Annotated in this window: 16 protein-coding genes and 1 other RNA gene; 4 read left to right on the forward strand and 13 right to left on the reverse strand. The window is 34.8% G+C overall.

The window, feature by feature from the left end; all coding sequences use genetic code 11:
- Positions 1-40 precede the first annotated feature (40 nt).
- A complete protein-coding gene (locus AC0L5Q_RS20120) occupies positions 41-1,162 on the forward strand; it encodes an SH3 domain-containing protein (protein WP_473613321.1) in 1,122 nt (373 codons plus the stop codon).
- A gap of 352 nt (positions 1,163-1,514) precedes the next feature.
- On the opposite strand, the gene ssrA is transcribed toward AC0L5Q_RS20120, so the two are convergent.
- Together ssrA and smpB are read right to left on the reverse strand one after the other, a co-directional pair.
- Positions 1,515-1,864, reverse strand: a transfer-messenger RNA (tmRNA) gene (ssrA, locus tag AC0L5Q_RS20125).
- Between the two features lie 93 nt (positions 1,865-1,957).
- On the reverse strand, positions 1,958-2,440 hold the full coding sequence (smpB, locus tag AC0L5Q_RS20130) for an SsrA-binding protein SmpB (RefSeq protein WP_473613322.1): 483 nt from the start codon (positions 2,438-2,440) through the stop codon (positions 1,958-1,960).
- 151 nt (positions 2,441-2,591) lie between these two features.
- Here smpB and AC0L5Q_RS20135 point away from each other — a divergent pair, with 151 nt between their 5' ends.
- Positions 2,592-3,023 carry an SRPBCC family protein gene (locus AC0L5Q_RS20135; RefSeq protein ID WP_473613323.1) on the forward strand — a complete coding sequence of 144 codons (432 nt, stop codon included), beginning with the start codon at positions 2,592-2,594 and terminating at the stop codon, positions 3,021-3,023.
- The gene (locus AC0L5Q_RS20140) at positions 3,016-3,375 is read left to right on the forward strand and encodes an RnfH family protein (protein ID WP_473613324.1); all 360 of its coding nucleotides are present in this window, start codon (positions 3,016-3,018) and stop codon (positions 3,373-3,375) included. Before AC0L5Q_RS20135 ends, AC0L5Q_RS20140 begins: the two co-directional genes overlap by 8 nt.
- Positions 3,376-3,476: 101 nt before the next feature.
- On the opposite strand, the gene AC0L5Q_RS20145 is transcribed toward AC0L5Q_RS20140, so the two are convergent.
- The 9 genes from AC0L5Q_RS20145 to AC0L5Q_RS20185 form a co-directional block, all read right to left on the reverse strand.
- On the reverse strand, positions 3,477-3,824 hold the full coding sequence (locus tag AC0L5Q_RS20145; protein ID WP_473613325.1) for an outer membrane protein assembly factor BamE: 348 nt from the start codon (positions 3,822-3,824) through the stop codon (positions 3,477-3,479).
- A gap of 115 nt (positions 3,825-3,939) precedes the next feature.
- Complete coding sequence (recN, locus tag AC0L5Q_RS20150) at positions 3,940-5,607, reverse strand: DNA repair protein RecN (protein ID WP_473613326.1); 1,668 nt, start codon at positions 5,605-5,607, stop codon at positions 3,940-3,942.
- A 577-nt stretch (positions 5,608-6,184) separates the two neighbouring features.
- Positions 6,185-7,396, reverse strand: coding sequence for an organoarsenical effux MFS transporter ArsJ (gene arsJ, locus AC0L5Q_RS20155; protein ID WP_473613327.1), 1,212 nt, complete (start codon positions 7,394-7,396; stop codon positions 6,185-6,187).
- Positions 7,397-7,401: 5 nt separating this feature from the next.
- Positions 7,402-8,412, reverse strand: a complete 1,011-nt coding sequence (locus AC0L5Q_RS20160; protein WP_473613328.1) for an ArsJ-associated glyceraldehyde-3-phosphate dehydrogenase — start codon at positions 8,410-8,412, stop codon at positions 7,402-7,404.
- Positions 8,413-8,440: 28 nt separating this feature from the next.
- Complete coding sequence (locus AC0L5Q_RS20165) at positions 8,441-8,932, reverse strand: phosphatase domain-containing protein (RefSeq protein WP_473613329.1); 492 nt, start codon at positions 8,930-8,932, stop codon at positions 8,441-8,443.
- Between the two features lie 35 nt (positions 8,933-8,967).
- A complete protein-coding gene (gene arsB, locus AC0L5Q_RS20170; protein WP_473618340.1) occupies positions 8,968-9,984 on the reverse strand; it encodes an ACR3 family arsenite efflux transporter in 1,017 nt (338 codons plus the stop codon).
- 33 nt (positions 9,985-10,017) lie between these two features.
- Positions 10,018-10,782 (reverse strand): metalloregulator ArsR/SmtB family transcription factor, encoded by a 765-nt coding sequence (locus AC0L5Q_RS20175; protein ID WP_473613330.1) that lies wholly within the window; start codon positions 10,780-10,782, stop codon positions 10,018-10,020.
- 1,014 nt (positions 10,783-11,796) lie between these two features.
- The gene (locus tag AC0L5Q_RS20180) at positions 11,797-12,099 is read right to left on the reverse strand and encodes a DUF3301 domain-containing protein (RefSeq protein ID WP_473613331.1); all 303 of its coding nucleotides are present in this window, start codon (positions 12,097-12,099) and stop codon (positions 11,797-11,799) included.
- A gap of 5 nt (positions 12,100-12,104) precedes the next feature.
- Positions 12,105-13,142, reverse strand: coding sequence for a DUF3549 family protein (locus AC0L5Q_RS20185; protein WP_473613332.1), 1,038 nt, complete (start codon positions 13,140-13,142; stop codon positions 12,105-12,107).
- A gap of 198 nt (positions 13,143-13,340) precedes the next feature.
- On the opposite strand from AC0L5Q_RS20185, the gene truC reads away from it, so the two are divergent.
- Positions 13,341-14,117: a tRNA pseudouridine(65) synthase TruC gene (gene truC, locus AC0L5Q_RS20190; RefSeq protein ID WP_473613333.1), complete on the forward strand. Its 777-nt coding sequence runs from the start codon at positions 13,341-13,343 to the stop codon at positions 14,115-14,117.
- 72 nt (positions 14,118-14,189) lie between these two features.
- On the opposite strand, the gene AC0L5Q_RS20195 is transcribed toward truC, so the two are convergent.
- Positions 14,190-14,537 (reverse strand): hypothetical protein, encoded by a 348-nt coding sequence (locus AC0L5Q_RS20195; RefSeq protein WP_473613334.1) that lies wholly within the window; start codon positions 14,535-14,537, stop codon positions 14,190-14,192.
- Between the two features lie 241 nt (positions 14,538-14,778).
- Positions 14,779-15,603, reverse strand: coding sequence for a 2,3,4,5-tetrahydropyridine-2,6-dicarboxylate N-succinyltransferase (gene dapD, locus AC0L5Q_RS20200; protein ID WP_473613335.1), 825 nt, complete (start codon positions 15,601-15,603; stop codon positions 14,779-14,781).
- Positions 15,604-15,617: the final 14 nt, after the last annotated feature.

Below are 15,617 nucleotides of genomic sequence, written 5' to 3' on the forward strand. Positions count from 1 at the left end.
TGTTAAAAGGCTCGTTAGCTTTACTCATGAGGTTGTGGTTATGATAGGTAAGGATAAGTTTTCAAATTTGGAAGAAGCAATACGTATCATCAATGGCTTATCTCCTATAGAGCAAGCAATGAAGTCTTTTGAATCACAACAATCTTTAGTAGATAAAGCTTTAAGTATCACTAATGGCTTATCTCCTATTGAGCAAGCAATGAAGTCTTTTGAATCACAACAATCTTTAGTAGATAAAGCTTTAAGTATCACTAATGGCTTATCTCCTATTGAGCAAGCAATGAAGTCTTTTGAATCACAACAATCTTTAGTAGATAAAGCTTTAAGTATCACTAATGGTTTGTCTCCTATTGAGCAAGCAATGAAGTCTTTTGAATCACAACAATCTTTAGTAGAGAAAGCTTTAAGTATCACCAATGGTTCGTCTGCTATTGAGCAAGCAATGAAGTCTTTTGAATCACAACAATCTTTAGTAGAGAAAGCTTTAAGTATTACCAATGGTTCGTCTGCTATTGAGCAAGCAATGAAATTTTTTGACTCTCAAAAGCATTTAACAGAAAAAGCTATGTTAGTAATTTCAGGTTCTTCTTCTGTATTAGACGCTTTAGAAATATTACAGCAATCAAGTGTAATTAAACAAATATATCCTGAATTTTTAAATTGTGTAACTGGCTCTATTAATGAATCAAGTTTTACTGATTATTCGCCTCTAAATGAAGAAACTATAGAGTCTGATTTAAATGGTTTTTGCGAAGTAGTTAAGCAACTTCATCCAATTATCCAATTAATATTGATATTCTTTTTAGATGTGATTTTTTCTCAACTTAATAGTATTTCAGCGAATTTGTTAACACCTGTGGTAGAAGATTATTTATCTCAAAGTGATAAAACAAAAAGGGAAAATATTAAAAATATTAAGGTGTTGCCACGGAAAATATCTGATTTCGATACGAAAAGCCTTCGTTTTATTACTGGTAATAATGTTAGGTTAAGGGCTGGGGCATCGACCAGTTCAGTTATCTTGGATGAAATGGTTTTTGGTCAAGTTGTAACAATTCATTCTAAAAATAAAAACTGGATTGAGATCTCATATGAGTATGAGGATGGCTCATTCATGCAAGGTTGGGTATTTACTCGATATACTGAACGTTTTGTAAAGTAGTAATATTAACGAGCTGTTAAATAAGGATAAAATATAGTTATCTTTTTCTTTCAGCGCTAACTTTAGCTAATTTCTTATCAATAAATAAAAATCTAGTTTTTGATTTATCTGGATATTTTTTTCGAAACTTTTGAAGTTCTGAATACCACTTTCAAATTTTCCTTTATGTTTCCCATATTCCTTTTCATATTTTTCCTTTAGAACAATAGAAATCAGTATTTGCTCAACAGTTAAATTAATAAGAACAGTGCAATATGTTTGGTTATAATATTTTTTCTATATGTTGCAGGGTACTGATTGGGTACTAAAATAAAAAACCCTTTACAACCTATTGATTGTAAAGGGTATTGTGTGGTGGAGCGGGGGGGAATCGAACCCCCGTCCAAAAAACCTACATCCTCGGTACTACATGCTTAGTCGATTATTTATTTAACCAATTGGACGCCAATCGACAGGCTTCGTCATGGTGAGCTTAATACTATTTCGCGGTTCAGCCTTAAGCGTGCTTCCCTCGCTATCCTATTTGGGGTGACCATCGATCCTCTAAACAACAGGACAATTTTTGAGGCGATGGCTAGCCTAAGCGGCTAGTGCGAACGTTTCGTCGTTTGCAATTATAGTTTTGCGGCTTTTTACGAGGCCAACCGCCCCTCGGCATGCACCTTGGGTTTCGTGAATCTTGTCGAATCCTAGATCCGCCCCAAAGTTTTTATTAAAGTTTTCACTTTAATTTGTTCTACAACGTGCATTGTACAGCGCTTTCTTTATTTAAACAACGTGGTATTTTTTAACCAGTTAGCGCTCTAAATTTTTGTTTTTCATTAAACGGCTTTTATCAACAGCCCATTCTCTGTCTTTAATATCGGCACGTTTGTCGTGATCTTTTTTACCTTTACCTAGGAAAAATTCTAATTTAACCCAGCAGGCTTTCCAGTACATTGCTGTAGCTATAAGTGAGTAGCCATCGCGTTCTACGTAAGCGGTAACTTGTTCTAGCTCTCTGCGGTTTAGTAGTAATTTTCGGTCACGGTTTGGATCACATACTACGTGGCTAGATGCGGCATTGAGGGGCATTATTTCAGCACCAAGCAAATAGGCTTCGCCATTTTTAATATGTACGTAACAGTCTGATATGTTTACTTTACCACTTCGGATTGATTTTATTTCCCAACCCTGCAAGCTAATTCCTGCTTCAAACTTGTCGCTTAAAGTGTAGTTATGACGAGCTTTTTTGTTTTGTGCAATAGTATTGTTATTTGGTTTCTTTTTTTTTGCCATGTTAGTTCCATTCTTTTTGCCAAAATAGATAGCAAGCGGCGCCATTATACGGGGAATCTATAGTATTTAAACGGCTTATTTATCATTTTTCATATTAATGCGTTTTTTGTCGAGTTTTGTTATGATATCGCCCTTGAGAATTGGAGGGTAAATGCCAACTATAAGTCGTAGTGCCTTAGTAATGCACAGTGTTGAAGAGATGTACAAGCTCATTAATGATATTGTTTTGTATCCGCAGTTTTTACCTGACTGTAGCGATAGTAAAATTATTTCTCAAGATGAAACCTCAATGACGGCGTCGTTGCTTGTTTCAAAAGGTGGAATTAAAAAGTGGTTTACTACTAAGAATACGCTATTGAATAACTCAGAAGTTGTGATGGAATTAGTTGATGGGCCATTTAAAAAACTTACAGGTGGTTGGGTATTAACACCATTGTCGGAAGAAGCGTGTAAAATTGAGCTTGCTTTAGAATATGAGTTTTCAAGTAAGATTTTTGATTTGGCTTTTGGTAAGGTTTTTAATCAGTTAGCTAATAATATGGTTAAGTCTTTTACAAGCAGAGCAAATGAGGTTTATGGATAAAATGGAAGCTAATAGCACGTTAGATAATAAAATTACTATTGAAGTTGTGTACGGTACACCTACTAGTCAAAAGATTGTTGAAACGATTGTAGATGCCGAAACAACTATTGAAGAAGCGATTAAATCTTCAGGTATTATGGCTATTTATCCGGAAATTGATTTAGCGGTTAATAATGTTGGTATATGGAACAGAGCGGCTAAATTAACGGATAAGCTGGTTGATTTAGATAGAATTGAAATTTACAGACCTTTAATTGCTGATCCTAAAGAGGTAAGAAAGCGCCGAGCTGAAAAAGCTAAAGAAGAAGGTCGAGCGAATAAAATTACAGGCGGTAGAGTTAAGCCATTGTAATATAAATGAGTAAAAAAATTGTATTAAAAAAGGCTGATATTCAGCCTTTTTTATTGCCTTAACCCCTATTTTATTAGAATAATTGGGATGGCGTTAGTTACTTAGTTTTCTATTGGAGTGTTATATGATTCAGGTAGTTCGAAATCGCCTGAAGCTGAAACTAGATGACCATTTTCAAACACTACGGTGAATTGTTTTTTAACGTTATGTTTTTCACCTTTACCTGATTTTAAACGGTAAACATAGTGCCATGTGTCGTCGTGAAACGAGTCAACAATTACAGGACTACCTAAAACGAACTTAACTTGTTCTTTCGTCATATTTAATTGAAGTTTGTCGATGTCTTTTTGTACTAGATAATTACCTTGTGGCATATCTAATCTATAAACCCAACTCGAACAAGCACTAATTGATAAACATAAAATAAGGGTTAAAACGCGAAACAACATGTATTAAATTCTTCCTATTTAGAGGTAAGTGCAGATAATAACTAAGCTAAGCTTTATATACAAAGCTATTTTGATTTTATCTAACTTTTATACTTACTCAGCTTGTTTTTTAACCTTAACTGGCAAGTAGTTCTTGGGCATTTGCTAAGCTGGTATCTGTTATTTTATTACCAGCGAGTAAACGCGCAATTTCTTGGACTCGACCATTTTCAGAAAGTTCAGTTACGGTTGTTTCTGTTCTAGCTCCATCGGTTAACTTTGCAACAAACAGCTGTTGATGGCCTTTACTTGCTACTTGAGGTAAATGAGTTACACAAATAACTTGGGTGTTTTTAGCCAGCGTTTGTAATTTTGAACCTACCATAGATGCTGTTGGGCCACTTATGCCTACGTCTACTTCATCAAAAATGAGGGTAGGGGTTACAATTTTTTCAGCTAAAATAACTTGCATGGCTAAACTGATCCTTGAAAGTTCTCCGCCTGAGGCTACTTTGTCCATAGCTTCAAGAGGTTGCCCAGGGTTGATGCTAACTAAGAAAGACACGTCGTCGCTACCTGTAATGGATAGTTTTTCATTTTCAGAAGGTTGAATATTTGCCTTGAATTGACCATGAGGCATGTTAAGTTCTTGAATGTTAGCTGTTATTAATTTACTTAATTTTTGGGCTGATTTTATTCGTGATTTTGTGAGCGCATTAGATGCTTCAAAATAGTTTATTTTAGTTTTTTCTATTTCGTGGGCTATTTCTATTAATCTATTTTCATCTGAACTTATGTTTTTTAATTCTAGAGAAAGTTCAGCATGAAACTTAGCAAGATTTTCAGGTGCTATGTGATGCTTTTTAGCAAGTAGAATTGTTTGAGAATATCTTTCTTCAATCATTGCGTAAGTTTGGGGATCAAGCTCTAAATTATCGTAGTAGTGTTTTAATTCACTATTGGCATCTTCAATTTGAACAAGTGCTTCGTTAATTGTATTGGCGATGTTTGACAGTTTGTTATCTAATTTAGATAAGCTATTTAAGCTATCGCTTGTTTTTCTGAGTGAATCAACAATATTAAAATTATCGTCTTCAGATAGGGTTTGTATTGAGTATAGGGTATCGTTCAAAATATCTTGTGCGTTACTATGGCGTTTGTATTCAATTTCGAGGGATTCAAACTCACCATCTTGCAGTGAAAACTCATCTAGCTCTGTTACTTGATATTGTAATAAAAGTTGTTTGGCATCTCTCTGTAATTTAGTTTCATTTAATACCTCCAATTCGTTACTGAGCTTTTTGTAGTGATGAAAATAGTATTGAACATCGTTGAGTAAATGGCTGTGATTTGCGTAGCCGTCTAACATTTTGCGTTGTTCGGTACTTTTCATGATTAATTGGTGATCTTGTTGACCATGTATATTGATAAGTAAGCGGCCAATTTCTTTTAATTGAGTAAGAGGAACCTGACTACCATTAATATAGGCTTTAGAACGACCTTCTGCTGATACTACTCTACGCAGTATACATTCGCCTTCTTCGTTGATTAAATCGTGCTGACTTAACCATTTAAGTGCTTGTTTGTTTTTTGAAATATCAAACGTAGCGGCTAGTTCTGCTTTAGGTGTTTCAGGCCTTACTACGTTGGTTGTAGCTCTTTCTCCTAAACATAAACCAAGAGCATCAATAGCAATAGACTTACCAGCTCCTGTTTCACCTGTAATGGTTGTCATTCCATTTTGCCAGTCAATATCTAACGATTTTACAATGGCGAAATTTTGTATATTTAAGTGTAGTAACATAGTACGAATCAATAGTTAAAAATGATTAACTGTTAATTTATACAGTAACTGTTTTTTATGCAAGTATTGATTGAAAAATAGTTTGATTTTTTAGCTGTTGGTTATTTATGTATTAACGCATGCTATGTTTAAGGTATTAATTTAAATCATTAATGTATCATTTTTTATCGCTGTTTTGCTATTAACATTATAGTGGTTCAATTTTGTTCATTCTTATCATTAATTGTTTATCAGTAGGTTTTATATGGATCTTCATTAATAATGAGAGTTCTTGTTCAGGATTTTCTTGGTTGTAGCTATATTGAGCTAAATCAATTGAAATATTTATGTCAAAAGTCGTGAAAAACTATAAAAAATGTTACAAAAATAAGAAAATTTAAAAACTCCTAAGCTATGTAGTGAATGGTCGCTTATTAGACATTAGCTGAGGTTAGCTTTTGTGAAACCATGAGCATATTTAGGGAATATTATCCAATATTTTCTGCCACTTGTGGAGATGATTTAAGCTCATAGCTGACATTAATGTTCAAATTTTAACGTTGACTATGAGCTTTAATACATTAACTTTATAAGAGGTTCACTTCTTCAACTTTAATGATAATAAAGATGCTATCGCCACAAATAAACTTGATATCCATAAGCAGGCTTCTAGCCCGTAATTTTGATATACCCAACCTGAAAGCACAGTACCAATCAATCTCCCCATAGCATTAGCCATATAGTAGAAACCAACGTCAAGGGACACACCATCATTACCTGCATAACTTACAATTAGGTAGCTATGCAATGAAGAGTTAATAGCAAAAACAGCACCAAATATTAACAATCCTATAATGATTGAAGCTTGAATGTGAAAATTAAAGTGTAACGCTAAGGCTATCGTCGCAGGTATTACGGTTAGGTAGCTTGCCCACAAAAATGCAGATTTACCTGTTGGTACTTTTCCCTGATTTTTACCGGTAAAATAAGGCGCAAAGGATTGTACTATGCCATAGCCAATAACCCAGCTCGCCATAAATCCACCAACCCACCAATGATCCCAATTAAAGGTTACAGCTAAAAACACAGGTAATGCCACCACAAACCAAACATCCCTTGCGCCAAATAAAAACATTCGTGCCGCAGAAAGTAGGTTGATTGATGAACTTTTTGAGAAAATATCTTTAAATTTAGGTTTGTTTTTCGCTTTCCCTAAATCTTCTTTTAAAGTGATTAAACTAAATACCCATACAATGGCTAACAGTGCAGCCATTAAGATGATTGCCCCTTTAAACTCTAGTAAGGTTAATAGCAATCCACCTAAAAAGAACCCTACTCCTTTTAGTGCATTTTTAGAACCCGTAAGTATAGCAACCCACTGATAGAGCTTACTTTCAGCTCCTTCGGGCACGAGTAATTTTATAGAGCTTTTGGCACTCATTTTATTTAAATCTTTGGCAATACCCGATAACGCCTGTGCGATCATCACATAAATAACCGTTAACATTTCAGCAGGCACAGCTAACATACCAAGAGCGACTATCTGCATGGCCAAACCAATATTCATGGTTTTATTTAAGCCAAGTTTTGCACCTAACCAACCACCAACAAGGTTGGTAATTACACCAAATATTTCATAAAACAAAAACAGCATGGCAATATTTAAAGGGCTGTATCCTAATTGATGAAAATACAGCACTACCAGCATACGTAGCGCACCATCTGTTAAGGTAAAAGCCCAATAATTGCCTGTTATCACCAAGTATTGTTTAATCGCTGGAGGTAACGTTTTGAGTGATAAAAGCCCCATAAGAATTAACCTTTATCTGCCAAGCCAACCATACGTGCTAATTCTGCGGTTCTATTGGCATAACCCCATTCATTGTCATACCAAACATAAAGTTTTACTTGCGTATCATTTACGACCATTGTTGATAATGCATCAATGATGCTTGAACGTGGATCCGTTTTATAATCAATCGACACAAGTGGACGTTCCTCATATCCCATAATGTTTTTTAATTCACCTTGGGCTGCTTGTTTAAGTAATTTATTTACTTCTTCAACGCTTGTGTCACGTTCAACCTCAAAAACACAGTCAGTAATTGAAGCATTAGTTAAAGGAACTCGTATTGCATGACCATTTAATTTCCCTTTAAGTTCAGGGAAGATATGCGTAATTGCAGTAGCCGATCCTGTTGTTGTTGGTATTAAACTGATGCCACAAGAACGTGCTCTACGCAAATCTTTATGTGGTGCATCAATGATCGTTTGAGTATTGGTGATGTTATGAATGGTGGTCATTGAACCATGTTTAATGCCTATTTTTTCATGAATAACCTTAACTACTGGTGCTAAACAATTTGTGGTGCATGAAGCTGCAGTAACAATTGGATGAATAGCTTTATTGTAAAGGTTCTCATTAACTCCCATAACAATGTTCAATACACCTTCTTCTTTTACAGGAGCGGTAACCACCACACGCTTAACACCTTGGTCTAAGTAAGCCTGTAACAATGCTTTAGTTTTAATTTTTCCTGACGCTTCAATAACTACATCACAACCAGACCAATCAGTATCTTGAGTCGCTTTGTTGTGTGTACACGGTATTGCTTTACCATTAATAACGATTGAATCATTTTCATGAGTCACTTCATGGTGCCAACGGCCATGGACTGAATCAAACATCATTAAGTGTGCAAGTGTTTCAGCATTGCCTGCAGGATCATTAATGTGAACTATCTCAATATCATCCCAATCGAATGCTGCGCGCATTGATAAACGCCCCATACGGCCAAAGCCATTAATGCCAATTTTAATCGTCATAAGTGTGTCCTAAATATGTTGTTTAAATTTATAAATATGAATTAAAGTAATCGAGTTGAGCTGGATTTTTTAGAGCTTTAGGTCGTATTTTTTGAACTTCTTCAATAACCTTTTCACTAGGCCATCCAATCGCTAATAAAATCAGTCCAATCACTAAACCTGTTCTCCCAGAGCCACCTTTACAGTGGACTGCAATGGTGCCTTTGTTATTTATCACTTCTAATATGTTTGCCTTTGTGGCTGCCCATTCAGATTCAAAGGCTTGGCTTGGAGCGGCATCATCTAAAATAGGGAGTTGAACCCATGCAATGTCTTGTTTTTTACATTCTGTTGGTAAGGTGAGTGCATTGTTCTCTTCCATTTCATCATTAAACATCAAGGTAATAAGCATGCTTGTGCCTGCCTGTTTAAGTGTTGAAATAGATTGAGATAAATTAACTTCTTTCGTACCAGGGCAAGGGGTAAATATAAGTTGAGCACCGTTTTCAAGGGCTAAAATATCAAATGGATGTGTTGGCATAATATTTCCTAAAAATGAGTTTATATGGTTATGCTTTACTTAAACCAATGTTGCGTTCGATTAATAAAATAAACTAAAGAAAGCATAACAGGCACTTCAACAAGCACACCGACTACAGTGGCAAGTGCAGCTCCTGAATGTAAGCCGAAAAGTGATATAGCAACTGCAACAGCTAGTTCAAAAAAATTAGATGTACCTATTAAACATGCTGGTGCCGCAATGTTATGGGGTAGTTTCATCCATTTAGCTGCCACATAGGCAATAATAAAAATACCGTATGTTTGAAGCATTAATGGAATAGCAATTAAGCCAATGGTTTCAGGTTCAGAAATAATAGTATTTGCCTGAAAACCAAATAACAGAACTACTGTTGCTAACAAACCGATAACTGACCAAGGTTTTAATCTTGATAAAAGCTGATGTAATGACTTTTCACCGTGGCCATTATTCAATACTTTTCGAGTCAAAACGCCCGCAATTAAAGGCAGCAAAACATAAAGTACAACAGAGATTAGTAAGGTTTCCCAAGGTACTTGAATATCGCTCACGCCAAGCAATAATGCAGAGATAGGTGCAAAAGCAAAAATCATAATCACGTCATTTACTGATACTTGAATTAAGGTATAGTTCGGATCACCTTTAGTTAACTGTGACCATACAAACACCATAGCCGTACATGGGGCAACCCCTAATAAAATCATCCCTGCGATATATTCTTGAGCTGAAGCAGGATCAACTAAATCAGCAAAAAAGAAATTAAAGAACAACCAACCTAAACCGGCCATAGTAAAAGGCTTGATCAACCAGTTTATAACGATAGTTAACACAAGCCCTTTAGGGTTTTTACCCACATTTTTTATCGCTGAAAAGTCAATTTGTACCATCATGGGATAAATCATCACCCAAATAAAAACAGCGACGACAATATTTACATGTGCAATTTCAAAACCGGCAATTATTTGAAATGCATCAGGTTGCCATAAACCTAAAACCACCCCAAGCACAATGCTTAAGCCAACCCATACCGATAAATAACGTTCAAAAATTCCCATCATTAAATCCTTTATTCATTATTTATAGAAAACTTATTTACAGAAACTTGCTCGAGCAGGTCTATTTTGCATGCTAGCTAAACGCTCAAGCTCGTTACTGATCATGGGAATATTATTTTCTGTAGTTTGTGCAATAACTGACTTAGCCCATAGCGGAAGTTCAGGGGTAATACGATAAAACACCCATTGACCATGTTTTCTGTCGGTTATTACCTTAGCTTTCTTTAAAACAGCAAGGTTACGTGACATTTTAGGTTGGCTATCTTCATCCATCGCTTGCATTAGTTCGCAAACACAAAGCTCACCGTGGTAATGAGTTAACATTAATGTTTTCAGCCTAATTTCATCGGTTAGGCTTTTATAAAAAGAGAGGGGTTCAAAGCCATTAAGTTGATCATTTTCTGTGTGAACTAATGCTTCGGTAGCACCACTACTAATACTGATGTTTTTTTCTTCAACCAAAAGAAACATAGATAAGCGGTTATTAAGCTCATTTAATGTAGTAGAGAAAGGGTTACTGCCAAAGCGCTCTTTTGGATCGGGAAAATCCCATGCTAATTGCTTAACTGCATTGGGGTAGCTGCGACATTCATTATTAGCTTTGTCGCATAAAGTAATAACATAATCAAAAGCTTGACCTTCAAAGACACTCATATTTTTAGAAACTAAATTATTAGTATCTAAACCAAACTTCTCCAGTGCATTAATTGTACGAGGATCAACTATATCAGGCTGAGTACCAGCGCTATAAACATCATACTTATCACCCGCTTTATGTCTTAATATAGCTTCCGCCATTTGAGACCTAGCCGAGTTTCCAGTACATAGAAAAAGGACTTTTTGTTTACTTATTTTTTTCATGGTAATCAATAAAAATAAAATATACGAATAATTATATATATGAAAAACAATATATACAATACGGTTATTATATTTTACTAATTCATGAGGCTAGAAAAGAACGTTGAAATATTAGGTGGATTAATTTTAAGAAGTATTAGTAAATATTTTGTTAAATTTTCTTATAGGTTGAATTTCTTCTCGCGCGTCTAAAAAAGCTACACAAGTAAAAAGAAAGTTATGGTGATTATACATTAAATAATGTGAGACATGTCTTACATTGGCGTAGGACATAAAGCTTTTTTCTTAGGGGGATTTATTTGTGGTTTTTATTATCTTTATGATTTTGTTAGTTTATATTTGATTTGTTTTTTTAAAAAGTAAATGCTACTGAAGTTTTTTTAAAAGGGTATCTTCGAAAAGTAATTGATGAGCGTATCATTACCTATGTCAGGAGACACTCAGTCAGGAAGATTGATAAGTAGTAGGACTTACTGCAATGGAAGCTTAATAAAGTAGATAGACGGATCTAATGTAAAAGGATTTTTATATGGATATGTCGATATGCAGTAAAACATGGATGTAAGCATTAGGAAGATGCTAAAAATTTAATATTTAAGTAACTAAAGGGTAGTTGCTGCCATGGAAAGGTTTGAAGGACAACGAAAGATTCGTTTAAGGATTACTAAGGATAGTTATTAAGGATGATACAGGACCACTAATTGCAGGATGCAAAGGGAAGTAAGGTAAATACGGATGTGAGCATTAGGAATATGCTATAAACTTATTTGTGAGTAACTAAAGAGTAGTTACTGCCATGGAAAGGCTTGAAGGACAGCGAAAGATTCGTTTAAGGATTACTAAGGATAGTTATTAAGGATGATGCGGGACCACTAATTGCAGGACGCAATGAAAAAGCTAGTAAGAATGCGATTCATATGAATCGCATTTTTTTTGTCTGAAATTTGGGTATTAATGAATTTTGTAAGGGGGCATATTAACGCCATCAACTTTGTAGCCTCTAAGTTGCATTTCACCTAGGTATGACGATTCGCCATCACCACTAAACTCAAATTCAAAAACACTTACCCAATGTGGGCCATGTCTTTTATCAAAGCTTATTCGGCTTGATTTTCTTGCAAGTGATATGAATTGTAAATTTTCGGTATTGCAGTAGGTATTTATATGACTACGAGCGTATTCTGATATTTTTCGTAAATAAATAAAATACCAAAAAATAAGGCAGACAATCAGTAAGTAATATATGTTTTCCAATATTGTTACCTTTTATTTGTAGTTTGAAAAATATGGCCGATAGCGAGTGACAACGCTTCACTTCTTTGTGGTGCTCTCATTACTTCAAATATTTGGGGGCGTATAGAGGGAATAGCAATAAGATCTTTAAATATTTCTACAAATAATGGTAAATCATCTTTTTTAGCGATAGCTTCTAATAAATTTAATAGGGTGTTTGTATCTTCTAAAACATCCCATAAACGACCTGAAAATAAGATAATGTTGTTTGTTGATAGTATTTTTGCTTCTTCTAACTGCGCAGTTAAATATTGAATAACTAATGGGTGTTTACTTGAGCTGGCTAAACTTCTTAGTAAATTATGTTGTGTGTTTTCACTTGTATGAGTTTGTTGTAGTTGATTTAAAATGGCTTGTATTACAACTAATGGTAGTTTTTGGTTCTCTAGAGCAATACATAAAGGGGTTAAAACAGCTTCAGGTAAAAACTCAATAGCTTGAGCAAGTTTGTCAGCATTATTCGTTTCATTAATTTTGGCTGCAAAGTCGTTGATACCTTGCACACCTATATTCTGCCAATTATCCCAGCCTAAATCACCCGATATATATTGAGTAAATAATGGGTAGTGTTCACTCATTTCTCGCTTTAATTTAGTATTGATTATGCTATTTAACGCAGCTAATTTATATTGAGCTGGTGTAAAGTGATACGGGTTGTTTTTGAGTAACTCTTCCTGCTTTTCTGATGGTGTATCAGTAATGTTATTACCTAAAGCTTCAATAATAATAGCGATGTAATGGTTTCTGGCTCCTTGATTTAATAAACCTCTTTCATCAAGTGGTAACTTTATAAACCATAAAAAAGGTTGTGTTGATTCTTTTTGCCAAAAAACTACCGCTAAACAAGCATGTGATTGTGTAGGATAGGGATAAGGTAGCTGATTTAACTCTATTTTATTAAAGGTATCTTTAGATATTTTATCTATTTTTCTGCCTACATCGTAAACTCTAAATTGAGAACCGGATAAAGCGAGTAATTCTGAAATGGAAGAAATAGTAGTCATAGTTAAAATATGTATCGAATAATAAGCGCATTATAGAGATAATAGAAAGTGAACTCCACGATAAAAACTTTAGACGTACAAATTTAGATGCCTTTAGTCGCTAAGTTTTATTATCTACCTGATAAAATTCCCTTAGCATCTTGATTGGTAACGGGTATATATCTTTATTAAATAGCTTTTGAGTTGTGATAAATAAGAATGACTGAATTATTAGAAAATCACGAAGAAGATCTTGAAAAACCTGTATTAAAAATCCTTTACCAAGATGAGTTTTTAGTTGCGGTAGATAAGCCTTCTGGGCTTTTTGTACATCGTAGTTATATGAATAAAGACGAAATTTATTTTGCTTTGCAGTTGGTTAGAGATCAAATAGGGCAATACGTTTATCCTCTACATCGATTAGATAGACCAACATCAGGAGTTTTACTTTTTGGCTTGAGCGAAGAGGTTGCTCGTTTAATGGGGCAAGCATTTACCAATAAAACTATTCAAAAAACCTATTATGCGTTAACTCGTGGACATTTATTGGGTGAAGGATTAGTTGATTATCCTTTAAAAGAAAAGCTTGATAAAATTGGTGATAAGTATGTAGATCCTAATAAGGAGGCGCAAGAAGCACAAACGTATTTTGAATCGTTAGGTACAGCAACTTTAAATGAAACCGTAGGTAAATACGATTCAGTAAGATATTCCGTTGTTAAGTTAAAACCTGTAACAGGGAGAAGACACCAAATAAGGCGTCATTTAGCACATTTACGCCATCCTATTATTGGCGATATAAATTATGGCGACAATAAACAGAATCCATTTTTTAATGAGTATTTTGGTTTTAAGCGTTTAATGTTGCATGCTAAAAAGCTTAATTTTACTCATCCTATAACGCAAGAGCCTATAGAAATACAGGCTGACTTTGATGAGCAATGGAAAGGTGTATTTGAGCAACTATCGCTTAATGTAGCTGAATTAACCGATTGAGATTAAATTGGGAGTAGGTGTTGCTGGCTGTTAAGCCTTAAGGTAGTCCAGATAAGCCTGAAGTAGGCTTATTTATATTTCGTTTGATTTTAGAAGACTAGGACCTTGTATGGAAACCGCATTATTATCATTATCGATAAGTGCGCTGTAAATGTTTTGAGGTTCTGAGTTATCTATAAATTTAGGTCCTTTAATACTTACTGCGTTAACAAACATATTACTGTAATGAGTTTCTCGCTGTTGGGCAAAAGCTAACATCATTTGTTGATCTGCTGTTATGGGTCTATTGATTAATGACATCAGTAAGTAATGGTCAGATACCGCGGCTTTTTTTACAAACTTCATTTCTTTAGGTGTTGAATTACACGCGGTAATTAATAAACCTAGAATAACTGCAATAACAACATTTTTTATTTTCATGACAACAACCTAAATTAAAATCTACTTAATCTTATGATTAGGTATATCAAGTGCTGTGCCATGTTTTTAATGGATTGAATTTAAAGGAAAATATGAGAGGTTGTTGGTGTTTAATAAAGTGTTAATGTGCTGTTAACTGTTTGGGGTCAAAAAAATGACGGATATAATAATACTGCCCTAAATAAGAAATAAAAAAGCAGCGCTTATACCGCTGCTTTATTGATTTTACGTTACTATTCAATTAATCGATAGAACGTAATAAATCATTTAAACCTGTTTTACCTAATGTTTTAGCATCAACTTTTTTAACAATTACTGCACAGTATAAGCTGTAAGTTCCACATTTAGATGGCATGTTACCTGAAACTACCACAGAACCCGCAGGAACACGGCCATAAGTTACTTCGCCTGTTTCACGATCTAAAATTTTAGTTGATTGGCCAATATAAACGCCCATTGAAATAACTGAACCTTTTTCTACTATTACGCCTTCAACTATTTCTGAACGAGCACCAATAAAACAGTCGTCTTCAATAATTGTAGGGCCGGCTTGTAATGGTTCTAATACTCCACCAATACCAACGCCGCCAGATAGATGAACATTTTTACCTATTTGTGCACATGAACCAACCGTTGCCCATGTATCAACCATGGTTCCTTCGTCAACGAAAGCACCAATGTTAACGAATGAAGGCATTACTACAACATTTTTACCTATGTAACTACCGGTACGTACTGAAGCGCCAGGTACTACGCGAACGCCATCGGCTTTAAATTCTGCGTTACCGTATTCTGAGTATTTCATTGGTACTTTGTCGTAAAATTTGCTTTCAGCGCCGTCTAACGTTTCGTTATCCCAAATACGGAAAGATAAAAGTACTGCTTTTTTAAGCCATTGGTGAACGATCCACTCACCATCAATTTTTTCAGCAACACGAGCCGAACCGTTATTTAAAGCATCTAAAGCATCTAATACGGCTTTTTTTACTTCTGGTGTTACTGTTGAAGGGGTGATTTCAGCACGATTTTCAAATGCTTGTTCAATGATAGTTTGTAATTCAGACATTATATTTCCTAATG

It is taken from the genome of Pseudocolwellia sp. G5-9, from assembly GCF_055808995.1.